This is a genomic window from Streptococcus mitis bv. 2 str. SK95 (genome assembly GCF_000222705.1).
Lineage (GTDB): Bacteria > Bacillota > Bacilli > Lactobacillales > Streptococcaceae > Streptococcus > Streptococcus mitis_AY.
Genome location: NZ_AFUB01000023.1, coordinates 67,808 through 90,093, shown reverse-complemented (window position 1 = coordinate 90,093; position 22,286 = coordinate 67,808). Strand labels below are relative to the sequence as shown.

Sequence of the window (22,286 nt, the reverse complement as noted above, 5' to 3'; positions counted from 1 at the left end):
AAATCTTATCATCACTGATTGAAATGATAGGAACTGAAAGATATCAGAACATTCATCATTATGTTCAAGGAGAAAAATAGTGAAAAAAAGAAAAAAGCTCGTCCTATCTCTTGCGACTCTTTTGCTGGCAGGTTCTCTAGTAGGATGTGCAAGCTGGATTGATCGTGGAGAAACCATGACAGCCGTCGGTTCAACTGCCCTTCAGCCTCTGGTCGAAGCCGCAGCAGACGAATTTGGTTCAAAAAATATCGGAAAAACAGTTAACGTTCAAGGTGGAGGTTCGGGAACAGGACTTTCTCAGGTGCAGTCTGGAGCTGTAGATATTGGCAACTCTGACGTTTTTGCTGAGGAAAAAGATGGAATTGATGCTTCAGCGCTTGTGGATCATAAGGTTGCAGTAGCAGGTCTCGCTGTAATTGTGAACAAAGAAGTGGCTGTTGAAGATCTGACAATTGAGCAACTTCGTAAAATCTTTACTGGTGAAGTGACTAACTGGAAAGAAGTTGGGGGCAAAGACTTAGCTATTTCAATCATCAACCGAGCAGCAAGTTCGGGTTCGCGAGCAACCTTTGACAATGTCGTAATGAATGGTCAGGCAGCTATGCAGAGCCAAGAACAGGATTCTAATGGGATGGTCAAGTCGATTGTCTCCCAAACTCCAGGAGCCATTTCTTACCTAGCCTTTGCCTATGTAGATGAGTCCGTGAAAAGCATGAAACTGAATGGCTATGAACCTACGTCTGAAAATGTAACGACCAACAACTGGCCTTTGTGGTCTTATGAACATATGTACACACTTGGTCAGCCAAATGAGTTGGCAGCTGAATTTTTAAAATTCATCCTCTCAGACGAAGCCCAAACTGGAATTGTTAAGGGCATGGGCTATATCTCTATCAATGAAATGAAAGTCCAAAAGGATGCTTCAGGTACCGTTACAGCAGTAGAAGGAGGTCAATAATGAATCAAGAAGAATTATCTAAAAAATTACTCTCTCCTTCAAAGAACTCTCGCCTTGAGAAGTTTGGTAAAGGTTTGACCTTCACCTGCCTTTCTTTGATTGTTATCATTGTGGCCATGATTTTGATTTTTGTAGCCCAAAAAGGCTTATCGACCTTCTTTGTCAATGGGGTCAACATCTTTGATTTCCTTTTTGGACAAACTTGGAATCCTTCAGGGAAACAATTTGGTGCCCTTCCAATGATTCTGGGTTCCTTTATTGTGACGATTTTATCAGCCCTCATCGCAACACCCTTTGCTATTGGTGCGGCAGTCTTTATGACCGAAGTCTCACCAAAGGGTGCAAAAATCTTGCAACCAGCCATTGAACTCCTCGTCGGTATTCCTTCAGTCGTCTATGGATTTATCGGTTTGCAAGTTGTGGTGCCTTTTGTTCGTAGCGTCTTTGGTGGAACTGGTTTTGGGATCTTGTCAGGGATTTTCGTTCTTTTTGTCATGATCCTACCAACTGTAACCTTTATGACAACAGATAGCTTGCGTGCTGTTCCTCGTCATTACCGTGAAGCCAGTTTGGCTATGGGAGCCACTCGTTGGCAAACCATCTGGCGTGTGACCTTGAAAGCAGCACGTTCAGGTATTTTCACTGTAGTGGTCTTTGGGATGGCGCGTGCCTTTGGTGAAGCTCTTGCTATTCAGATGGTGGTCGGAAACTCAGCAGTTATCCCAACCTCGCTAACAACACCAGCTGCGACATTGACATCTGTATTGACTATGGGGATCGGAAATACCGTCATGGGAACGGTTGATAATAACGTTCTCTGGTCACTGGCCTTAGTCTTACTCTTGATGAGTTTGGCCTTTAACAGTGTGATTAAATTGATTACGAAAGAAAGAGGAAAGAAAAACTATGCACGCTAAGAAATTAGATAAACTTGCAACAGCTGTCCTCTATACCATCGCGGGTATCATCGTGACCATTTTGGCATCTTTGATTCTCTATATCTTGGTGAGAGGGTTACCTCATATCTCTTGGTCCTTCTTGACTGGGAAATCCTCCTCTTATCAAGCAGGTGGGGGTATCGGGATTCAGCTCTACAATTCCTTCTTCCTTTTGGTCATTACCTTAATCATTTCTGTTCCCCTGTCTATGGGAGCTGGCGTTTTCCTAGCTGAGTATGCCAAAAAAGGACCTGTGACTAATTTTATTCGTACCTGTATTGAGATTTTGTCTTCTCTACCATCAGTCGTTGTGGGTCTCTTTGGTTACTTGATCTTTGTAGTCCAGTTTGAGTATGGATTTTCAATCATTTCAGGTGCCTTAGCCTTGACGGTCTTTAACCTCCCTCAGATGACTCGAAATGTTGAGGACAGTTTAAAACACGTTCACCATACGCAACGTGAGGCTGGTCTGGCCCTTGGAATTTCACGTTGGGAGACTGTGGTCCATGTCGTCATTCCAGAAGCTCTTCCAGGTATCGTAACGGGTGTTGTCTTAGCATCTGGCCGTATCTTTGGTGAGGCCGCCGCTCTTATCTATACGGCAGGACAATCCGCTCCAGCCCTTGACTGGTCTAACTGGAATATCCTTAGTGTTACCAGCCCTATCTCAATCTTCCGTCAAGCAGAAACCTTGGCTGTCCACATTTGGAAGGTCAACAGTGAAGGAACCATTCCTGATTCTACCATCGTATCAGCTGGTTCTGCCGCGGTGCTCCTCATCTTTATCTTAATCTTTAACTTTGGGGCTCGCAAACTCGGAAGCTATTTACACAAGAAATTAACCGCTGCCTAAAGGAGAAGCCATGTCAAAATATAACTGGGATGAAAAGCATATCATCACCTTCCCTGAAGAAAAAGTGGCCCTCTCAACCAAGGATTTACATGTTTACTATGGTAAAAATGAATCCATCAAGGGCATCGATATGCAATTTGAAAAAAATAAAATAACGGCCTTGATTGGTCCATCAGGATCTGGGAAATCTACCTATCTCCGTAGTCTCAATCGGATGAATGATACCATTGACATTGCCAAGGTCACAGGTCAAATTCTTTACCAAGGAATTGACGTCAATCGTCCTGAAATTAATGTCTATGAGATGCGTAAGCATATCGGAATGGTCTTTCAACGTCCAAATCCATTTGCCAAGTCTATTTACCGCAACATCACTTTTGCTCATGAACGTGCAGGTGTTAAGGACAAGAAAGTACTTGATGAAATTGTAGAAACCTCTCTCCGACAGGCTGCCCTTTGGGATCAGGTCAAAGACGACCTCCACAAATCAGCCTTGATGCTTTCTGGTGGACAACAACAACGTCTCTGTATCGCTCGCGCCATCTCTGTCAAGCCAGATATCCTCTTGATGGATGAACCGGCGTCAGCCTTGGATCCGATTGCAACAGCCCAACTGGAAGAAACCATGTTGGAATTGAAGAAGGACTTTACCATCATCATCGTTACCCACAGTATGCAACAGGCTGCGCGTGCAAGTGACTACACAGGATTTTTCTACTTGGGTGATTTGATTGAGTATGATAAGACATCCAATATTTTCCAAAATGCCAAGCTACAGTCTACCAATGACTATGTAACGGGACACTTTGGTTAGAAAGGAAGCAGTATGACAGAACCGATTTTGCAGGTTAAAGACCTGTCCGTTTATTACAATAAAAAGAAGGCTTTGAATAGTGTTTCCCTTTCTTTCCAACCTAAGGAAATAACGGCCTTGATTGGTCCTTCTGGATCAGGAAAGTCCACCCTACTCAAAGCCATCAACCGCATGGGCGATCTAAATCCTGAGGTGACAACAACTGGATCAGTGGTCTATAATGGCCACAATATCTACAGCCCCCGTACCGATACGGTTGAATTGCGTAAGGAAATCGGCATGGTTTTCCAACAGCCCAATCCCTTCCCTATGTCTATTTACGAAAATGTTATTTACGGACTACGTATCAATGGAGTCAAGGATAAACAAGTCCTTGATGAAGCAGTAGAAAAGGCCTTGCAACGTGCTTCTATCTGGGATGAAGTCAAGGATCGTTTGTATGATTCGGCCATTGGTCTCTCAGGGGGTCAACAGCAACGTGTCTGTGTTGCCCGTGTTTTGGCAACCAGCCCTAAAATCATCCTCTTGGACGAACCAACTTCAGCTTTGGATCCTATCTCGGCTGGTAAGATTGAAGAAACCTTGTATGGTCTAAAAGACAAATACACCATGCTCTTGGTAACGCGTTCCATGCAGCAGGCTTCTCGTATCTCTGATAAGACTGGCTTTTTCCTAGATGGAGATTTGATTGAGTTTAATGATACGAAGAAGATGTTCCTTTCCCCTCAAAACAAGGAAACAGAAGATTATATTACAGGAAAATTTGGATAAGGAGTTGAAAGATGTTACGATCACAATTTGAAGAAGATTTGGAGAAATTGCACAACCAGTTCTACGCCATGGGACAAGAAGTGCTCTCACAAATCAATCGTACAGTGCGTGCCTTTGTCACGCATGACCGTGATTTGGCAAAAGAAGTTATCGAGGAAGATGCAGAGATAAATGAATACGAAGTAAAACTAGAAAAGAAATCATTTGAAATGATTGCCCTCCAGCAACCTGTTTCGCAAGACCTTCGTACCGTCTTGACCGTTCTCAAGGCCGTATCAGACTTGGAACGTATGGGAGATCATGCGGTGTCAATTGCGAAAGCAACTATTCGCATGAAGGGAGAGCAACGTATCCCTTCCGTTGAAGAAGAAATCAAAAAGATGGGACGCGACGTGAAAAACTTCGTTGAAGCAGCTCTAGATCTCTATCTGAACGGTTCTGTGGATCAAGCCTACGAAGTAGCAGCTCTGGATGAAAAAATCAACCATTACTTTGATAGCATCCGTGATTTGGCTACAGAAGAAATTAAGAAACATCCTGAAGCTATTGTTACAGGACGTGATTACTTCCAGGTTATTTCCTTTTTGGAGCGTATCGGAGACTATGCAAAAAATATCTGTGAATGGGTTGTTTACTTTGAAACAGGTAAAATCGTCGAACTCTAAGAAATGGATTAAATATGCACTAAAAAGGCTAATCAACTCAGATTAGTCTTTATTTTTGAATAAAAAGGAATTTTTTTTGAAATGAAAATTCTGAAAATGTTGACAAGTATTTTCAAATGAGTTATAATTATACAGAAAAAACAGAAAGGTCGTTTATTTATGAAGTTTAAGAAGTGGATATTAGTTGTGTGTAGCATGCTTGCCAGCATGGTTTTAGTAGCTTGTCAATCCAGTACGGATAGTTCTCAGTCTGCTGTGGATGCTATTAAACAAAAAGGAAAGCTAGTTGTTGCGACCAGCCCGGACTATGCACCGTTTGAATTCCAAGCCTTGGTAGATGGTAAAAACCAAGTGGTTGGGGCAGATATTGATATGGCTCAAGCGATTGCAGATGAGCTTGGGGTTAAACTTGAAATCTCTAGCATGAGTTTTGACAATGTCTTGACCAGCCTTCAAACTGGAAAGGCTGACTTGGCTATTGCAGGAATTAGTGCCACTGATGAGAGAAAGGAAGTCTTTGACTTTTCAATTCCTTACTATGAAAATAAGATGAGTTTCTTGGTTAGAAAAACCGATTTAGACAAGTACAAAGATCTTTCAAGCCTCGCAAGTGCCAATATCGCAGCACAAAAGGGAACTGTGCCAGAAACCATGGTCAAGGAACAATTACCAAATGCCCAATTGACATCCTTGACCAATATGGGTGAAGCAGTCAATGAATTGCAGGCTGGAAAAGTGGATGCTGTTCATATGGATGAACCAGTTGCTCTTAGCTACGCAGGCAAAAACTCAGATCTTGTCGTTGCATCTGTTAACTTGACGATGAAAGATGGCGAAGCCAATGCCGTTGCCATCAAGAAGAATCAATCAGACTTGAAAGCAGTAGTAGATAAGGTTATCCAAAAACTGAAAGATGACGGAACCTATCAAACTTATCTTGAAAAGGCAGCGAAACTAACAGAAGTTGAACAATAAGAAAAAGCAGAGTTGGACTTTAATCCAATTCTGCTTTTATGTATTCTATTAGCTCTTCTAGATTTTCAAGAGTGACTTTGGCGAACTGATAAGGACAGGCTTCCAAATAAGCCTCTTCAAAGAAGTCTAATTTGAGTGAGCTATGCTTTAAACTGGCTATTTTAGGATAGGTTCTCAAATCAAGGAGAAGGCCATCATGTAGAGGATAGTAGGGCAAGGGACAGGTGTTTTTTTCAAGTACTTCCTTTATCCGAGTCTGATAGTTCTCTTGAAGGGTCAGTCGAGCCAGTCGATTTTTTTCAAATAACTGACTATTGATGTAAAGAGAGAGAGCCTTTTGCATGATGAGATTGCTGTCATAGTCTAGGATATTTTTGTAGGAAACAAAGGCCTCTTTTAGGGCATTTGGGAGAATGAGAGCCGTGATGCGGAGGGCTGGAAAGAGGCTAGTTGAGAAGGACTTGATATAAATGACGCGATCCTCTGTATCCAGATAGTGGAAGGTCTGGCTTTTTCTCGGGTCTAAATCTCCTAGATAGTCATCCTCGACGATATATACTCCATACTGGTTTGCTAGATCCAGAATAGCCCTTTTTTCCTGATCAGAATAGGAATGGCCAAGAGGATAGTGGAAGCGAGGTATGGTATAGAAAAACTTGATTTTTTCAGATTTGAACTGTTCTTCCAGTTCTTCAAGGTTAATGCCATCAATACGGCGTTCAATGCTCTGATAGGCCAATCCCTGAGCGATCAAGAGGCGATTCATTCGGTGGTAAGTCGGCTGTTCAACTAGAATCTCCTCTCCCTTACTTGGGAAGTTGATCTGAGAAAGGATAAAGAGAGCTTGCTGGGTGCCAGATGTTAGAACCAGTTGATCTGGTTTGCAGTAGAGAGCCTGGTCAAAGAGGAGTTGATGGACAGATTGTCTGAGTTCCTCAAGGCCTTCTTGGTTGTCATAGTAGTTGAAGAGGTAGTTTTCTCGGCCTATCAGGGTTTCATTGACGCAGAGTCTGAAGTCGTCATAAGCACTGGCATGTTCGTCAGGGACTTCGATTTCCAAGTCCTGATGTTGCCCCTGTTCCAGAACATAGTAACCACTCTGGGGCTTGGCATAGAGGTATTGTTCATGGCGCAATTCCAGTAGGGCTCGTTGGATAGTATCTTTGCTACAGTGGAAGTCTTGGCTCAGTTGGCGGATGGAGGGAAGTTTGCTACCTGTTGGGAATTTTCCTGATTCGATACCGTTTTTTAGATAGGAAACAACTGCTTGGTACTTGCTTCGCTTCGTCATTCCAGACCTCCTTTGATTTTGTTACATTGTACCTTTTTTTTGCCTCCTTTGCAATGGGAAAAGCAATTCTCCCTTTCACATCTAAGAGCAAATGTGGTATACTTAGAAAGTATAATGATTCATTGAATAGAAGATAAGAAAGAGAATGGATAGAAAAGTGCAGGAACCGGTAAAATTATTTCAATACAATACTCTAGGTGCCCTAATGGCAGGTCTCTATGGTGGAACCATGACAGTAGGAGAATTGCTGGAACATGGTGACCTTGGTTTGGGAACCCTTGATTCGATTGATGGGGAGTTGATTGTCCTTGATGGCAAGGCTTATCAAGCCAAAGGATCTGGTCAAACGCCTGAAATCGTTGAGGTGGCAGCGGATGCCCTTATTCCCTATGCAGCAGTGGTCCCTCATCAGGCTGAAGTGATTTTTCGTCAGCGCTTTGAGATGACAGATAAGGAATTGGAAAAACGAATTGAGTCCTACTATGATGGGGAAAATCTCTTTCGCTCCATCAAGATTCATGGTGAATTTTCACAAATGCATGTGCGGATGATTCCCAAATCCACACCTGATACCAAGTTTGCTGATGTCGCGACACACCAGCCTGAGTATAGCCGTGAAAATGTATCGGGGACCATTGTTGGATTTTGGACACCAGAGATTTTCCATGGGGTCAGTGTTGCAGGCTACCATCTGCATTTTATCTCAGACGATTTGACCTTTGGCGGGCATGTGATGGACTTTGTTATCAAAGAAGGAATGATCGAGGTTGGACCAGTCGACCAGTTGGACCAACGTTTTCCAGTCCAGGATCGCCAGTATTTATTTGCCAAATTTAATGTTGACGAGATGAAGAAAGACATTGACAAGTCAGAATAGGAGAAAAAGATGACAGTACATATTATCCTTACCATGATCGCTTTGGTTTTAGTCCTAGTAGGTGGGACTTGGTATGCCAAAAAACGGTTTCAGATCTCTCTTGCAGTGATGGGCTTGGGGGCAATCGCATTTTTTGTTTCTTCTCAAGTGTTAGAGAAGATGGTTCATTTTATAGTCCTTCAACCACAAAAAGACGGAACGATTTCGCTCATGAATGAGCAACCTTTCCTATATGTTCTTTACGCGATTACCATGGCTGCCCTTTTTGAGGAAACTGCCCGTCTTGTCTTTTTTAAATGGTTGGAGAAAAAGAGAAGTCTAGAAGAGAAAGACGCTTTGGCTTACGGCTTGGGACATGGAGGTTTAGAGTTGCTCTATCTTGGGATGGGAAGCTTAATCAGTTTGTTGATCCTCTTTTCACTCATCCAGTCTTCAAATACTGATGTAGCCAATCTCCTTCCAAAGGCTACCCTCGAAACGGTTCAGTCTCTTTCTGTATGGCAGGTTTATTTACTAGGAGTTGAGCGAGTGCTTGCTCTGGTTCTGCAAATTGGTCTTTCCATCTGGGTCTATCAAAGTGTCCGTCAAAAGAAATGGATCTACCTCTTTGCTGCCTATGGTTTGCATGCCTTGTTTGATTTGGCTCCAGCTTTATCTCAAGTGGGATGGATTGCAAATCCACTTCTAGTGGAGGTCATTCTTCTTTTAGAAGTACTAGCCTTTATCTGGCTAACAAAATCTACATTTTGGAAAAAATCATCATAAAAAGAGGGAAACCTCTTTTTTTACGCAATGCTTTGACACCAAGAATTTTCCTGTCGTCAAAAGCCCTTAAAAATGGTATAATGAAATAACTTTACAAAAGGATGAGAGATATGACATTCGTAACTAAAATACAAGAACAATTAGAAGGAATCGATATTCGTTTCAAGGAACCCTTGAAGACCTATACCTATACTAAGGTTGGAGGTCGAGCGGATTACCTAGTTTTGCCACGCAATCGCTATGAGATGGCGCGTGTCGTTCAATTTGCCAATCAAGAGAATATTCCTTGGATGGTGCTAGGAAATGCCAGCAATATCATCGTTCGTGAAGGTGGAGTCCGTGGTTTTGTCATCTTGTGTGATAAGCTCAATAACGTTTCAGTTGATGGTTATACCATTGAGGCAGAAGCTGGTGCTAATTTGATTGAAACGACACGTATTGCACTTCGTCATAGTTTGACTGGTTTTGAGTTTGCTTGCGGCATTCCAGGGAGCATCGGAGGTGCTGTCTTTATGAATGCGGGTGCCTACGGAGGAGAGATTGCTCACATTTTGCAGTCTTGTAAGATTCTGACCAAGGAAGGGGAAATTGAAACCTTGTCAGCCAAGGACTTGGCTTTTGGTTACCGCCATTCAGCTATTCAGGATTCTGGGGCCATTGTCTTGTCAGCTAAATTTGCCCTAGCTCCAGGAAATCATCAGGTTATCAAGCAGGAAATGGATCGCTTGACTCACCTTCGTGAACTCAAACAACCGCTAGAATACCCATCTTGTGGTTCAGTCTTTAAGCGTCCAGTCGGGCATTTTGCAGGTCAGTTGATTTCAGAAGCTGGTTTGAAAGGCTATCGTATCGGTGGTGTTGAAGTGTCTGAAAAGCACGCTGGTTTCATGATCAATGTTGCTGACGGAACGGCTAAAGACTACGAGGACTTGATCCAGTCTGTTATTGAAAAGGTAAAGGAACATTCAGGCGTCACCCTTGAGAGGGAAGTCCGAATCTTGGGTGATAAGGAGTAAGGTTTCACCAGAATAGCTGCTGCTATGTCAATGGAAAGGGGGTGAAAGCCTATCGGTAGCGAAGATATATGCAGGTGGTTTTACTCCCTGCAAGAGGTAGTGGCGGCCTGACAGAGCCCTGATCTGTTAATTTATGAAAAAGAAGGAATTTATGCCAATTGAAAAAACCAATTATCGAATTCAAAAACGTCTCTAAAGTTTTTGAAGACAGCAACACCAAGGTTCTCAAAGACATTAACTTTGAGTTGGAAGAAGGAAAGTTCTACACCCTTCTAGGTGCATCTGGTTCTGGGAAATCAACCATCCTAAACATCATTGCAGGTTTGCTGGATGCGACGACAGGAGATATTTTGTTGGATGGGGTACGGATCAACGACATCCCAACCAACAAGCGAGACGTCCATACCGTCTTCCAATCCTATGCCTTGTTTCCACATATGAATGTGTTTGAAAATGTTGCCTTTCCACTCCGCTTGCGCAAGATTGACAAGAAAGAAATCGAGCAGCGAGTTGCGGAAGTGCTCAAGATGGTTCAGTTGGAAGGTTATGAAAAACGTTCCATCCGTAAACTTTCTGGAGGACAACGTCAGCGTGTGGCCATTGCCCGTGCTATCATCAACCAACCCCGTGTGGTTTTGTTGGATGAGCCTTTGTCAGCTCTGGACTTGAAATTGCGAACAGACATGCAGTACGAACTGCGTGAACTGCAACAACGATTGGGGATTACCTTTGTTTTTGTTACTAACGATCAGGAAGAAGCCTTGGCTATGAGTGACTGGATTTTCGTTATGAATGATGGCGAGATTGTCCAATCAGGAACGCCGGTGGACATCTACGATGAGCCGATCAACCATTTTGTTGCCACCTTTATCGGTGAGTCCAACATCTTGCCAGGAACCATGATTGAGGACTACTTGGTCGAGTTTAATGGCAAACACTTCGAAGCAGTCGACGGGGGGATGAAACCAAATGAGCCTGTTGAGGTCGTCATTCGTCCAGAGGACTTGCGCATTACCCTTCCTGAAGAAGGCAAGCTCCAAGTTAAGGTTGATACCCAACTCTTCCGTGGAGTTCATTATGAGATTATTGCCTATGACGAGCTCGGAAATGAATGGATGATTCACTCGACCCGTAAGGCCATCGTTGGTGAGGAAATCGGTCTGGACTTTGAACCAGAAGACATCCACATCATGCGTCTCAACGAAACCGAAGAAGAATTCGATGCTCGTATCGAAGAATACGTAGAAATCGAAGAGCAAGAAGCAGGTCTGATTAACGCGATCGAGGAGGAAAGAGATGAAGAAAACAACCTCTAAACTCTTTGTAGTGCCCTATATGCTTTGGATTGTCCTCTTTGTCCTCGCACCCTTAGTCTTGATTTTTGGACAATCCTTTTTCAACATCGAAGGGCAGTTTAGTTTAGAAAACTACAAATCCTACTTTGCATCACAAAACTTGACCTATCTCAAAATGAGCTTTAACTCTGTGCTCTATGCGGGGATTGTGACTATGGTGACGCTACTCATCAGCTATCCAACAGCCCTCTTTTTGACTCGTCTCAAGCACCGTCAACTCTGGCTCATGCTGATTATCTTGCCGACATGGATCAACCTGCTCCTCAAGGCCTATGCCTTTATCGGGATTTTTGGTCAAGATGGCTCTATTAACCAATTCTTGGAATTTATCGGAATCGGTTCACAGCAGTTGCTCTTTACTGATTTCTCCTTTATCTTTGTCGCAAGCTACATCGAGCTTCCCTTTATGATTTTGCCGATTTTCAATGTCTTGGATGATATGGACAACAATCTCATCAATGCCAGCTACGACCTCGGTGCGACCAAGTGGGAAACTTTCCTCCATGTTATCTTCCCTCTTTCTATGAACGGGGTAAGAAGTGGGGTTCAGTCGGTCTTTATCCCCAGCTTGAGTCTCTTCATGCTGACACGTTTGATTGGTGGGAACCGCGTTATTACCTTGGGGACGGCCATTGAGCAGAACTTTCTGACCAATGACAACTACGGGATGGGTTCAACCATCGGTGTGATTCTCATCCTGACCATGTTCATCACCATGTGGGTGACCAAGGAAAGGAGAGAACGATGAAAAAATTTGCTAATCTCTACCTAGCCTTTGTCTTTATCATCCTTTATTTGCCGATTTTTTACTTGATTGGCTATGCCTTTAATGCTGGCGATGATATGAACAGCTTTACTGGTTTTAGCTTGAGCCATTTTAAAACCATGTTTGGTGATGGTCGTCTCATGTTGATCCTCACCCAGACCTTCTTCTTGGCCTTTTTATCAGCCTTGATAGCGTCTATTATCGGAACTTTCGGTGCCATCTACATCTACCAGTCTCGTAAAAAGTACCAAGAAGCCTTTTTATCACTCAATAATATCCTCATGGTTGCGCCTGACGTTATGATTGGTGCCAGCTTCTTGATTCTCTTTACCCAGCTTAAGTTTTCACTTGGATTTTTGACGGTTCTATCTAGTCACGTGGCCTTCTCCATCCCAATCGTGGTCTTGATGGTCTTGCCTCGACTCAAGGAGATGAATGGTGACATGATTCACGCGGCTTATGACTTAGGAGCCAGCCAGTTTCAGATGTTCAAGGAAATTATGTTGCCATATCTAACACCGTCTATCATCGCAGGTTATTTCATGGCCTTTACCTATTCGCTGGATGACTTTGCTGTGACCTTCTTTGTAACAGGAAATGGCTTTTCAACCCTATCAGTTGAGATCTACTCTCGTGCTCGGAAGGGGATTTCGCTAGAAATCAATGCCCTGTCTGCACTCGTCTTTCTCTTTAGTATTATCCTAGTTGTAGGTTATTACTTTATCTCACGTGAGAAGGAGGAGCAAGCATGAAAAAACTCTATTCATTTTTAGCAGGAATTGCAGCGATTATCCTTGTCTTATGGGGAATTGCCCACCATCTAGATAGTAAAATCAACAGTCGAGATAGTCAAAAATTGGTTATCTACAACTGGGGAGACTATATCGATCCAGAACTCTTGGAGCAATTCACAGAAGAAACGGGAATCCAAGTCCAGTACGAGACTTTTGATTCCAATGAAGCCATGTATACCAAGATCAAGCAGGGTGGAACAACCTATGATATTGCCATCCCAAGTGAGTACATGATTAACAAGATGAAGGACGAAGATCTCTTGGTTCCACTCGATTATTCAAAAATTGAAGGGATTGAAAATATTGGTCCAGAGTTCCTCAACCAGTCTTTTGACCCAAATAACCAGTACTCTATTCCATACTTCTGGGGGACTTTAGGAATTGTCTACAACGAAACCATGGTAGATGAGGCGCCTGAGCATTGGGATGACCTCTGGAAACCAGAATACAAGGATTCCATCATGCTCTTTGATGGGGCGCGTGAGGTGCTGGGACTCGGGCTTAATTCGCTCGGTTATAGCCTCAACTCAAAGGATCCACAGCAGTTGGAAGAGACAGTAGATAAGCTCTACAAACTGACTCCAAATATCAAGGCCATTGTGGCGGACGAGATGAAGGGTTACATGATTCAGAACAATGCTGCTATCGGCGTGACCTTCTCTGGGGAAGCCAGCCAGATGTTGGAGAAAAATCCTAACCTCAAGTATGTCGTTCCGACTGAGGCCAGCAATCTCTGGTTTGACAACATGGTCATTCCAAAAACCGTGAAAAACCAAGATGCAGCCTATGCCTTCATTAACTTCATGTTGAAGCCTGAAAATGCTTTGAAGAATGCAGAGTATGTTGGCTACTCAACCCCAAACCTACCAGCCAAGGAAATGCTCCCAGAGGAGACCAAGGAAGACAAATCATTCTATCCAGACGCTGATACCATGAAACACCTAGAAGTTTATGAGAAGTTTGACCATAAATGGACAGGCAAATACAGCGACCTCTTTCTCCAGTTTAAAATGTACCGGAAGTAGGAGATTATCTACTATCGGAAATAATTTCAATCAGACAAAAAATAAAACCTAGCCATAGAAAATTAACCATTTTATGGCTAGGTTATTTATTAAAATAGATCATGAATTAGTAGAAAAATATACTTAATTATGCTATAATTTCGATAGAGTTAAAGGCATTTTAGCTTATGATTGAGGTAGTAGTTATGATTAAAAAAGCTATTTTTAGAGGAATTATTCCTTTTGTTATTATGACCAGTTTAGCATTTTTTATAAGACTTCAAGGGATTGATATTTTTCAGGTTAAAAGTACATTTTTGGTTGGTATTATTGCTACCTCGATAGCATCAGCCTCGGTAATTTATGAAATTGAAAAATGGTCGCTATTTAAACAATCTATTATACATTTTATCATTATGCTTTTTACTGTTCTTCCCTGTCTTCTATTTAGTGGATGGTATAAGTTGGTCTCAATTTTGGATTATCTCATTGTTTTAGGTCAATTCTTATTGGTTGGAAGTTTCTTGTGGGCTATCGCCTATATAATATTTGGGAAACTTCTAAAGAAATGAGTTGGGCATTAACCTTGACGAACTCCTCCAAAAACGATATAATAAGGGAGTTGAGAATTGATTTTCAATTATCTTAGTCCAGAGAAATGGCGGTGCTGCGAGCCATCTAAGCTAGGAAATCATGCTACTCAATCAGACAATTGCATAAGAATAAGAGAATGACAAGTTCATTGAATGAAGGTGGTACCGCGGTTTTTCGCCCTTCGTGATGTGAACTTGTCTTTTGATTTTTGGAGGTGTTTATGAAGACATTTCTCGTGAAACAAAAGTTTCGTCTTGGGGGCGAACGCTTCGATATCAAGGATGATAGAGGAGTAGTGAATTATCAGGTGGAGGGATCTTTCTTCCAAATTCCTAAGACCTTTACAGTCTATGACGCCTATGGTGAGCAAGTCAGTGAAATCAGCAAAGAATTTTTCACCTTGCTTCCTCGCTTTACTATTCAGCTACGGGACGGGTCAAATTTCGTCATTCGTAAGAAGTTGACTTTCTTCAGAGATAAGTATGAATTTGACAACCTCGGTCTTCGTATCGAGGGCAATATCTGGGATTTGAATTTCAAATTGCTAGATGATCGTGATCAGCTTGTCGCCGAGATTCGGAAAGAGATTTTCCATTTAACATCGACTTACACCGTAACCGTCTATGAAGATTCTTATGCAGACCTGGTCATTTCCCTCTGTGTCGCGATTGACTATGTGGAGATGCTGGAAAGCCAATCAAATTAAACAAGTAAATAAGGAGATATTATGAAACAACTATCTAGTGCTCAAGTTCGCCAAATGTGGCTTGATTTCTGGGCGACCAAAGGTCACTCAGTAGAACCATCAGTGAGTTTGGTTCCAGTAAACGACCCAACTCTTTTGTGGATCAACTCTGGGGTAGCAACTCTTAAGAAATATTTTGACGGGACTATTATCCCTGAAAATCCACGTATTACCAATGCGCAAAAAGCCATCCGTACTAACGATATCGAAAATGTCGGAAAAACTGCTCGTCACCATACTATGTTTGAAATGTTGGGGAACTTCTCTATCGGGGATTACTTCCGTGATGAAGCTATCACTTGGGCTTATGAACTCTTGACAAGCCCTGAGTGGTTTGACTTCCCAGCTGAAAAACTCTACATGACCTACTATCCAGATGATAAAGATTCTTACAACCGCTGGATTGAAGTAGGAGTGGACCCAAGCCACTTGATTCCAATCGAAGATAACTTCTGGGAAATCGGTGCGGGACCTTCTGGACCAGATACAGAGATTTTCTTTGACCGTGGAGAAGCCTTTGACCCAGAAAACATCGGTATTCGCCTGCTTACAGAAGATATCGAAAACGACCGTTACATCGAAATTTGGAACATTGTTTTGTCACAATTTAACGCAGACCCTGCTGTTCCTCGTAGCGAGTACAAGGAATTGCCACACAAGAACATTGATACGGGCGCTGGTTTGGAGCGTTTGGTGGCAGTTATCCAAGGGGCTAAGACAAACTTTGAAACAGACCTCTTTATGCCGATTATTCGTGAAGTTGAGAAATTGTCTGGTAAGGTTTACGACCAAGATGGCGATAACATGAGCTTTAAGGTCATCGCAGATCACATCCGTTCTCTTTCATTTGCGATTGGTGATGGTGCCCTTCCAGGAAATGAAGGTCGTGGTTATGTCCTTCGTCGTCTTCTCCGTCGTGCTTCCATGCATGGTCAAAAATTGGGTATCAATGAGCCTTTCCTATACAAACTCGTTCCAACTGTTGGAAAAATCATGGAAAGCTACTACCCAGAAGTGCTTGAAAAACGTGACTTTATCGAAAAAATCGTTAAGAGCGAAGAAGAGTCATTTGCCCGTACCCTTCACTCAGGTCAACACTTTGCTCAGGGTATCGTAGCAGACTTGAAAGAAAAAGGTCAATCAGTGATTGCAGGTTCAGATGTCTTCAAGCTCTATGACACTTACGGATTCCCAGTGGAATTGACAGAAGAAATCGCTGAAGAAGCTGGCATGACGGTAGACCGTGAAGGTTTTGAAGCAGCCATGAAAGAGCAGCAAGAACGTGCGCGTGCGTCAGCTGTCAGGGGTGGTTCAATGGGTATGCAGAATGAAACCCTTCAAAACATCACAGTGGAAAGCCGCTTTAACTATGAAAAAGAAAAACTAGGTAGTAGACTTGTAGCTATCGTAGCTGACAATGTTGAGGTAAATGCTGTATCAGAAGGCACTGCCTCTCTCATATTTTCAGAAACGCCATTCTACGCGGAAATGGGTGGACAGGTGGCTGACCACGGTCAGGTCTTAGACGCTGCTGGAAATGTCGTGGCTACTGTGACAGATGTTCAAAAAGCTCCAAATGGACAACCACTTCATACAGTTGAAGTTCTTGAACCTCTTTATTTGGACAAAAACTATAAACTCAAGATTGATAAAAATCGTCGACACCGTATCATGAAGAACCACACAGCGACTCACTTGCTTCATGCAGCGCTTCACAATATCCTTGGAAGCCACGCAACGCAAGCAGGTTCACTTAACGAAGTCGAATTCCTTCGCTTTGACTTCACTCACTTCCAAGCAGTAACTGCTGAAGAACTTCGTGCGATTGAACAGCAAGTCAATGAGAAAATCTGGGAAGCAATTGCTGTAGAAACTGTTGAGACAGATATTGACACTGCTAAAGAAATGGGAGCTATGGCCCTCTTTGGTGAGAAATACGGTAAGGAAGTCCGTGTTGTGACCATCGGTGACTACTCTATCGAGCTTTGTGGTGGTACCCACGTTGGCAACACTTCTGAGATTGGTCTCTTCAAGATTGTCAAAGAAGAAGGAATCGGATCAGGAACTCGCCGTATCTTGGCAGTAACTGGTAAGGAAGCCTTTGAAGCCTACCGTGAACAAGAAGACGCTCTTAAAGCTGTCGCAACAACCTTGAAAGCACCTCAACTCAAGGAAGTACCTCACAAGGTTGAAGGCCTTCAAGAGCAACTCCGTCAACTCCAAAAAGAAAATGCAGAATTGAAAGAAAAAGCCGCAGCTGCAGCCGCAGGCGATATCTTCAAGGATGTTAAGGAAGTTAGCGGACATCGTTACATTGCTAGTCAGGTTTCTGTATCAGATGCAGGTGCCCTTCGTACCTTTGCGGATAACTGGAAACAAAAAGACTACTCTGACGTGCTTGTCTTAGTCGCAGCTATTGGCGACAAAGTAAATGTCCTTGTAGCTAGCAAGTCAAAAGATGTACATGCAGGAAACCTTGTCAAAGAATTGGCTCCAATCGTCGATGGACGTGGTGGTGGTAAACCAGACATGGCCATGGCAGGAGGAAGCAACCAAGCGAAAATCCAAGAACTCTTGGAGGCAGTAGCAGGTAAATTATAAAACAATAAAGATCTATCCATTTGGGTAGATCTTTTTGTGAATATAAAAAAGCCAAATCTAGTGGACCTGGCTTAGTTTCTTAGATCGTATTGGCTGCCCAGACACTTACCGAAGTAGCTGAGATAGGGAATTGTCCATAACCTTCCTCATCAATTGTAACTTGACCTTGGTGATTTTCAAGTAAATCTACAAAAGTTTGGTCAGCCCATTCTTGCCCGATAAACATAGCCTTGCTGTTTTCTTGATCATTTGAAATCAAGACTGCGATTGGGGATTGATGTTCAGCGCCTGAACGGACCCATCCGATACAATTGGCATCGTCAAAGTAGTCTGTTTGCTCTCCATAAGCCCTGTCTTTTCGGATGGCTAGGAGACGGTCAAGAACTTCTTTGAAATCTTCTTGGGCGTATTTCCCTGAAATTCCATAGTAGTCTCCGTAAAAGACACATGGGAGGCCATCTTGGCGTAATAGAATAAGGGCATAGGCTGCTGGCTTGAACCATTCTTCAACAGTCGATTCAAGGGCTTGTCCTCGTTGGGTATCATGGTTGTCGACAAAGGTTACAGCCTTATCAGGCTTGAGTTCAACCAAGCTATCAGTAAAGATAGTACGAAGGTCGTAGTTTGTTCCAGCCTGACTAGCCTCAAAGAAGTTCTGGTGGAGGCGAACATCGACAAGGTCAAAACGTTCTTGTGTTTTCTCAAGATAGTCTAGGTTGGCTTCCTTATCTGGATTCCAAAATTCCCCAAAAACATAGAAATCTTCTCCGTATTTTTCCTTCATATCACGGATGAAATTGCCCATAAAGAAGGAGTCAATATGTTTAACAGCATCCAAGCGGAATCCTGCCACACCAGTCGTTTCCATAAACCAGTCAGCCCAGTCATAGATGTTTTGGATGACTTCAGGATGCTTAAAGTCTAGGTCGGCATACATGAGGTAGTCGTAGTTTCCGTTTTCGTTATCGACCAATTCCTCATTTGCCCAACCTTTATTGTCCCCCTGGATCAGGTAAATGCCAGACTTACGGCGTTTGGCATCGTAGTCTGTACCTGTGAAGTGGTACCAGTGCCAGTGGAAGTCATTGTAGGTATCTTGGCGACCATCGAAAGTAAAGTGAGTCCAGCCATTGATAGTAAAGGGCTCGCTTAGTTGAACGGTACGATCCTCAGGATCCACTTCAATAACCTGAAAGGCTTCCATATGATCTGCTGCAGCCTTGTGATTGAGAACGATGTCAGCCATTGGTTGGATTCCATGCTCCCTGAGTGTCTGAATCGTTTGGAGATAATCTTCCTTAAAACCATACTTGGTACGGACAGTCCCTTTTTGGTGAAATTCGCCTAGGTCAAAAAGATCGTAAACACCATAGCCTACATCCTTTTCATTGGTCGCCTTAAAGGCAGGGGGCATCCAGACATGACTGATACCAAGATTTGCTAGGTGTTGAGCATCTTCAGCCAGACGCGTCCAGTGTTGTCCATCGTGGGGCAGATACCACTCAAAGTATTGCATAAGTGTCTGATTTTGCATTGTTTTTCCTCTTGCTTATCAATGTTGTGTTTTATTCTACCATAAAGTTTAGAACTAGGCAAACGTTTGCGCAATTTTTCTATACTCCTTTCTAGAATTGTCTATTTTTAGAGATTGCTCCCCCTCTCTCTATTGCTGGGAAAAGGGTTCTTAGGACAAAGAATGGTATGATTAAACCTTTTTAACAAAAATGACACTTAGTAAACTAAAGTAAAAATGGACAAACGGTTTCTTTTTTGAGAATTGTCATAAAATTTGCTATAATAGTAGCTATGAATAGGATTAGGGTCAGCAGACGTGTTGAAAAAAAGCTAGCTAAGGGTCTAGTTCTTTTGGAAGCAAGTGATTTAAGAGATATTGATTTGATGGATCAGGAAGTAGAAGTTCTTAGTCAAGATGGGAAGTTTTTAGGGAGTGCCTATCTTTCTCAGCAGAACAAGGGCATTGGATGGTTCATCAGCAAGGAAAAGGTTTGTTTCAATCAAGTCTTTTTTGAAATTCTGTTTCGTAAGGCCAAGGAAGTTAGAAAGCCTTATTATCAAGATGACTTGACTACTGCCTTTCGCCTTTTTAACCAAGAGGGGGATGGTTTTGGTGGTCTGACTATTGATCTATACGGAGATTATGTGGTTTTTTCTTGGTACAACTCCTATGTTTACCAGATTCGTGAGCTGATAGTAAAGGCTTTTAAGGAAGTTTTTCCTGAGGTCTTTGGGGCTTATGAAAAGATTCGTTTTAAAGGTCTAGACTATGAGTCTGCCTATGTTTATGGTGAGGAAGCGCCAGATTATTTTACTGTTCTTGAGAATGGCGTGCTCTATCAAGTCTTTATGAATGATGGCTTGATGACAGGGATTTTCCTAGACCAGCATGAGGTTCGTGGGAGTCTGGTTGACGGTCTAGCCATGGGCAAATCCTTGCTCAATATGTTTTCCTATACGGCGGCCTTTTCAGTTGCTGCAGCTATGGGAGGCGCGAGTGAGACGACTTCTGTTGACTTGGCCAAACGGTCGAGAGAGTTATCAGAAGCTCATTTTCAGGCAAATGGACTCAGCACGGACAATCACCGTTTTATCGTTATGGACGTCTTTGAGTACTTCAAGTATGCCAAGCGAAAAGGCTTGATCTATGATGTGATTGTCCTTGATCCGCCGAGCTTTGCTCGAAATAAAAAACAAACTTTCTCTGTAGCTAAGGACTATCACAAGTTGATTTCCCAAAGTCTAGAGATTTTAAATCCGGGAGGCATTATCATTGCTAGTACCAATGCTGCCAATGTTTCCCGCCAGAAATTTACAGAACAAATTGATAAAGGTTTTGCAGGAAGAAGGTATCAAGTCTTGAATAAATACGGACTTCCAGCAGACTTTTCCTATAATAAAAAAGATGAAAGCAGTAATTACCTCAAGGTGATTAGTATGAAGGTTAGTAAATGAAATTAGTCGTTTCAGTGATGCCAAGAAGTTTAGAAGAAGCGCAAGAACTGGATGCCACTAGGTATGAAGATGCCGATATCATTGAGTGGCGTGCGGACTTTCTTACAAAGGACGCTATTTTACAGGTAGCACCCGCTATCTTTGAGAAATTCGCAGGACGCGAACTTGTCTTTACCCTTCGGACTCGCGCTGAGGGAGGAGAAATTGAACTTTCCTCAGAAGAGTATGTTCAAATCATCAAGGAAGTTACTCAGCTCTATCAGCCGGATTATGTAGATTTCGAGTATTTCAGCTACAAGGATGTATTTGAGGAAATGTTGGATTTTCCAAATCTCGTTTTGAGTTACCATAATTTCCAGGAGACACCTGAAAACATGATGGAAATCCTGTCTGAGTTGACCAGTCTCTCTCCGAAAGTGGTCAAGGTATCAGTTATGGCCCATACGGAGCAGGATGTTTTAGACCTGATGAACTACACACGAGGATTTAAAACACTCAATCCTGAGCAAGAGTACGTGACCATTTCCATGGGGAAAATGGGCAAGGTATCACGCATTACTTCAGATGTGACGGGTTCGAGTTGGTCATTTGCTAGTCTGGATGAAGCGAGTGCCCCAGGTCAGATTTCTCTATCAAACATGAAGAAAATCAGGGAGATTTTAGATGAAGCTTGATGGCTATACACGTTTAGCTGCAGTTGTTGCAAATCCCATCAAACACTCTATTTCACCCTTCATCCACAATAGGGCCTTTGAGGCGACAGCTACCAATGGTGTCTATGTGGCTTGGGAAATTGAAGCGGTTGACTTGGCAGAAACAGTAGCCAATATTCGGCGTTACCAGATGTTTGGGATCAATCTTTCCATGCCTTATAAGGAACAAGTGATTCCTTATTTGGATAAGTTGAGTGATGAGGCTCGTTTGATTGGGGCGGTCAACACAGTTGTCAATCAAGACGGAACGTTAATTGGATATAATACAGATGGCAAGGGATTCTTTAAGAGCTTGCCTTCTTTTACAATTTCAGGTAAAAAAATGACCATTCTGGGAGCAGGTGGTGCGGCTAAATCAATCTTGGCACAAGCCATTTTGGATGGCGTCAGTCAGATTTCAGTCTTTGTTCGTTCAGTTTCCATGGAAAAAACAAAACCATACCTGACCAAGTTACAGGAGCAAACAGGTTTTAAAGTGCACTTGTGTGCTTTAGAAGATGTTTCTGAACTGCAATCAAGGATTGCCGATTCGCACTTACTAGTCAATGCGACTAGTGTGGGTATGGATGGCCAGTCGTCCCCAGTTCCAGAAAGCATCAATTTACCAGAAACTCTCTTGGTTGCTGATATCATTTACCAACCCTTTGAGACTCCATTTTTGAAATGGGCCAGAAGTCAGGGCAACCCAGCTGTCAATGGTCTGGGAATGTTACTCTATCAAGCTGCTGAAGCTTTTCAACTGTGGACAGGCAAGGAAATGCCGACTGAAGAGATTTGGCAGTCCTTAACAGAAAAGTATCAATAATGAAAAGGAGACCCTA

General features: G+C 42.7%; 22 protein-coding genes. 20 read left to right on the top strand and 2 right to left on the bottom strand.

Annotation, left to right across the window (positions count from 1 at the left end; genetic code table 11):
• Window positions 1-79: 79 nt before the first annotated feature.
• The 7 genes from HMPREF9965_RS05840 (at window position 80) to HMPREF9965_RS05810 (ending at window position 5,974) form a co-directional block, all read left to right on the top strand.
• Complete coding sequence (locus HMPREF9965_RS05840; RefSeq protein WP_000746355.1) at window positions 80-958, top strand: phosphate ABC transporter substrate-binding protein PstS; 879 nt, start codon at window positions 80-82, stop codon at window positions 956-958.
• Window positions 958-1,875 (top strand): phosphate ABC transporter permease subunit PstC, encoded by a 918-nt coding sequence (gene pstC / locus HMPREF9965_RS05835; RefSeq protein ID WP_001070952.1) that lies wholly within the window; start codon window positions 958-960, stop codon window positions 1,873-1,875. Before HMPREF9965_RS05840 ends, pstC begins: the two co-directional genes overlap by 1 nt.
• The gene (gene pstA, locus HMPREF9965_RS05830) at window positions 1,865-2,749 is read left to right on the top strand and encodes a phosphate ABC transporter permease PstA (RefSeq protein ID WP_000543056.1); all 885 of its coding nucleotides are present in this window, start codon (window positions 1,865-1,867) and stop codon (window positions 2,747-2,749) included. The genes pstC and pstA overlap by 11 nt, the downstream gene beginning before the upstream one ends.
• Window positions 2,750-2,759: 10 nt before the next feature.
• The gene (gene pstB, locus HMPREF9965_RS05825; RefSeq protein ID WP_000049847.1) at window positions 2,760-3,563 is read left to right on the top strand and encodes a phosphate ABC transporter ATP-binding protein PstB; all 804 of its coding nucleotides are present in this window, start codon (window positions 2,760-2,762) and stop codon (window positions 3,561-3,563) included.
• A 12-nt stretch (window positions 3,564-3,575) separates the two neighbouring features.
• Window positions 3,576-4,334: a phosphate ABC transporter ATP-binding protein PstB gene (pstB, locus tag HMPREF9965_RS05820; RefSeq protein ID WP_000138668.1), complete on the top strand. Its 759-nt coding sequence runs from the start codon at window positions 3,576-3,578 to the stop codon at window positions 4,332-4,334.
• A gap of 11 nt (window positions 4,335-4,345) precedes the next feature.
• A complete protein-coding gene (gene phoU, locus HMPREF9965_RS05815; RefSeq protein WP_000946473.1) occupies window positions 4,346-4,999 on the top strand; it encodes a phosphate signaling complex protein PhoU in 654 nt (217 codons plus the stop codon).
• A 159-nt stretch (window positions 5,000-5,158) separates the two neighbouring features.
• On the top strand, window positions 5,159-5,974 hold the full coding sequence (locus HMPREF9965_RS05810) for an ABC transporter substrate-binding protein (protein ID WP_025170824.1): 816 nt from the start codon (window positions 5,159-5,161) through the stop codon (window positions 5,972-5,974).
• Between the two features lie 19 nt (window positions 5,975-5,993).
• On the opposite strand, the gene HMPREF9965_RS05805 is transcribed toward HMPREF9965_RS05810, so the two are convergent.
• A complete protein-coding gene (locus HMPREF9965_RS05805; RefSeq protein WP_000166986.1) occupies window positions 5,994-7,265 on the bottom strand; it encodes a PLP-dependent aminotransferase family protein in 1,272 nt (423 codons plus the stop codon).
• A 145-nt stretch (window positions 7,266-7,410) separates the two neighbouring features.
• Here HMPREF9965_RS05805 and budA point away from each other — a divergent pair, with 145 nt between their 5' ends.
• From budA to alaS, 10 genes are all read left to right on the top strand, one after another.
• On the top strand, window positions 7,411-8,142 hold the full coding sequence (budA, locus tag HMPREF9965_RS05800) for an acetolactate decarboxylase (protein WP_000375406.1): 732 nt from the start codon (window positions 7,411-7,413) through the stop codon (window positions 8,140-8,142).
• A gap of 9 nt (window positions 8,143-8,151) precedes the next feature.
• Complete coding sequence (locus HMPREF9965_RS05795; protein ID WP_000215881.1) at window positions 8,152-8,907, top strand: YhfC family glutamic-type intramembrane protease; 756 nt, start codon at window positions 8,152-8,154, stop codon at window positions 8,905-8,907.
• Between the two features lie 110 nt (window positions 8,908-9,017).
• Entirely contained in the window at window positions 9,018-9,923 is a 906-nt protein-coding gene (gene murB / locus HMPREF9965_RS05790; RefSeq protein ID WP_000144888.1) for a UDP-N-acetylmuramate dehydrogenase, read from the top strand.
• Window positions 9,924-10,081: 158 nt separating this feature from the next.
• Window positions 10,082-11,239 carry an ABC transporter ATP-binding protein gene (locus tag HMPREF9965_RS05785; protein WP_000742902.1) on the top strand — a complete coding sequence of 386 codons (1,158 nt, stop codon included), beginning with the start codon at window positions 10,082-10,084 and terminating at the stop codon, window positions 11,237-11,239.
• Entirely contained in the window at window positions 11,220-12,026 is an 807-nt protein-coding gene (locus tag HMPREF9965_RS05780; protein ID WP_000754124.1) for an ABC transporter permease, read from the top strand. Before HMPREF9965_RS05785 ends, HMPREF9965_RS05780 begins: the two co-directional genes overlap by 20 nt.
• The gene (locus HMPREF9965_RS05775) at window positions 12,023-12,796 is read left to right on the top strand and encodes an ABC transporter permease (protein WP_000712714.1); all 774 of its coding nucleotides are present in this window, start codon (window positions 12,023-12,025) and stop codon (window positions 12,794-12,796) included. The genes HMPREF9965_RS05780 and HMPREF9965_RS05775 overlap by 4 nt, the downstream gene beginning before the upstream one ends.
• The gene (locus tag HMPREF9965_RS05770; RefSeq protein ID WP_000737934.1) at window positions 12,793-13,863 is read left to right on the top strand and encodes an ABC transporter substrate-binding protein; all 1,071 of its coding nucleotides are present in this window, start codon (window positions 12,793-12,795) and stop codon (window positions 13,861-13,863) included. Before HMPREF9965_RS05775 ends, HMPREF9965_RS05770 begins: the two co-directional genes overlap by 4 nt.
• 185 nt (window positions 13,864-14,048) lie before the next feature.
• Complete coding sequence (locus HMPREF9965_RS05765) at window positions 14,049-14,414, top strand: DUF3021 family protein (protein ID WP_000591173.1); 366 nt, start codon at window positions 14,049-14,051, stop codon at window positions 14,412-14,414.
• A 242-nt stretch (window positions 14,415-14,656) separates the two neighbouring features.
• Window positions 14,657-15,142 (top strand): LURP-one-related/scramblase family protein, encoded by a 486-nt coding sequence (locus tag HMPREF9965_RS05760; protein WP_000847090.1) that lies wholly within the window; start codon window positions 14,657-14,659, stop codon window positions 15,140-15,142.
• A 21-nt stretch (window positions 15,143-15,163) separates the two neighbouring features.
• Window positions 15,164-17,782 (top strand): alanine--tRNA ligase, encoded by a 2,619-nt coding sequence (gene alaS, locus HMPREF9965_RS05755; protein WP_000811737.1) that lies wholly within the window; start codon window positions 15,164-15,166, stop codon window positions 17,780-17,782.
• A gap of 79 nt (window positions 17,783-17,861) precedes the next feature.
• Here the strand turns inward: alaS and HMPREF9965_RS05750 are convergent, their stop codons facing one another.
• Window positions 17,862-19,316: an alpha-amylase gene (locus tag HMPREF9965_RS05750; RefSeq protein ID WP_001181051.1), complete on the bottom strand. Its 1,455-nt coding sequence runs from the start codon at window positions 19,314-19,316 to the stop codon at window positions 17,862-17,864.
• Window positions 19,317-19,588: 272 nt separating this feature from the next.
• Between HMPREF9965_RS05750 and HMPREF9965_RS05745 the strand changes: the two genes are divergently transcribed.
• Genes HMPREF9965_RS05745 through HMPREF9965_RS05735 form a run of 3 tightly spaced genes read left to right on the top strand, consistent with a single transcriptional unit; the run spans window position 19,589 to window position 22,270 of the window.
• Window positions 19,589-20,752 carry a class I SAM-dependent rRNA methyltransferase gene (locus HMPREF9965_RS05745; protein WP_001079979.1) on the top strand — a complete coding sequence of 388 codons (1,164 nt, stop codon included), beginning with the start codon at window positions 19,589-19,591 and terminating at the stop codon, window positions 20,750-20,752.
• On the top strand, window positions 20,749-21,426 hold the full coding sequence (gene aroD / locus HMPREF9965_RS05740; RefSeq protein ID WP_000780376.1) for a type I 3-dehydroquinate dehydratase: 678 nt from the start codon (window positions 20,749-20,751) through the stop codon (window positions 21,424-21,426). Before HMPREF9965_RS05745 ends, aroD begins: the two co-directional genes overlap by 4 nt.
• Window positions 21,416-22,270, top strand: a complete 855-nt coding sequence (locus HMPREF9965_RS05735) for a shikimate dehydrogenase (protein ID WP_000762497.1) — start codon at window positions 21,416-21,418, stop codon at window positions 22,268-22,270. Before aroD ends, HMPREF9965_RS05735 begins: the two co-directional genes overlap by 11 nt.
• The last annotated feature ends 16 nt before the right edge of the window (window positions 22,271-22,286 follow it).

Coding starts and splice junctions, on each gene's coding strand:
- budA (WP_000375406.1), top strand. CDS start 7,411: ATGGATAGAAAAGTGCAGGAACCGGTAAAATTATTTCAATACAATACT.
- HMPREF9965_RS05810 (WP_025170824.1), top strand. CDS start 5,159: ATGAAGTTTAAGAAGTGGATATTAGTTGTGTGTAGCATGCTTGCCAGC.
- HMPREF9965_RS05765 (WP_000591173.1), top strand. CDS start 14,049: ATGATTAAAAAAGCTATTTTTAGAGGAATTATTCCTTTTGTTATTATG.
- HMPREF9965_RS05745 (WP_001079979.1), top strand. CDS start 19,589: ATGAATAGGATTAGGGTCAGCAGACGTGTTGAAAAAAAGCTAGCTAAG.
- HMPREF9965_RS05735 (WP_000762497.1), top strand. CDS start 21,416: ATGAAGCTTGATGGCTATACACGTTTAGCTGCAGTTGTTGCAAATCCC.
- HMPREF9965_RS05795 (WP_000215881.1), top strand. CDS start 8,152: ATGACAGTACATATTATCCTTACCATGATCGCTTTGGTTTTAGTCCTA.
- alaS (WP_000811737.1), top strand. CDS start 15,164: ATGAAACAACTATCTAGTGCTCAAGTTCGCCAAATGTGGCTTGATTTC.
- HMPREF9965_RS05780 (WP_000754124.1), top strand. CDS start 11,220: ATGAAGAAAACAACCTCTAAACTCTTTGTAGTGCCCTATATGCTTTGG.
- HMPREF9965_RS05750 (WP_001181051.1), bottom strand. CDS start 19,316: ATGCAAAATCAGACACTTATGCAATACTTTGAGTGGTATCTGCCCCAC.
- HMPREF9965_RS05770 (WP_000737934.1), top strand. CDS start 12,793: ATGAAAAAACTCTATTCATTTTTAGCAGGAATTGCAGCGATTATCCTT.
- HMPREF9965_RS05775 (WP_000712714.1), top strand. CDS start 12,023: ATGAAAAAATTTGCTAATCTCTACCTAGCCTTTGTCTTTATCATCCTT.
- phoU (WP_000946473.1), top strand. CDS start 4,346: ATGTTACGATCACAATTTGAAGAAGATTTGGAGAAATTGCACAACCAG.
- HMPREF9965_RS05805 (WP_000166986.1), bottom strand. CDS start 7,265: ATGACGAAGCGAAGCAAGTACCAAGCAGTTGTTTCCTATCTAAAAAAC.
- pstC (WP_001070952.1), top strand. CDS start 958: ATGAATCAAGAAGAATTATCTAAAAAATTACTCTCTCCTTCAAAGAAC.
- pstB (WP_000049847.1), top strand. CDS start 2,760: ATGTCAAAATATAACTGGGATGAAAAGCATATCATCACCTTCCCTGAA.
- pstB (WP_000138668.1), top strand. CDS start 3,576: ATGACAGAACCGATTTTGCAGGTTAAAGACCTGTCCGTTTATTACAAT.
- pstA (WP_000543056.1), top strand. CDS start 1,865: ATGCACGCTAAGAAATTAGATAAACTTGCAACAGCTGTCCTCTATACC.
- aroD (WP_000780376.1), top strand. CDS start 20,749: ATGAAATTAGTCGTTTCAGTGATGCCAAGAAGTTTAGAAGAAGCGCAA.
- HMPREF9965_RS05760 (WP_000847090.1), top strand. CDS start 14,657: ATGAAGACATTTCTCGTGAAACAAAAGTTTCGTCTTGGGGGCGAACGC.
- murB (WP_000144888.1), top strand. CDS start 9,018: ATGACATTCGTAACTAAAATACAAGAACAATTAGAAGGAATCGATATT.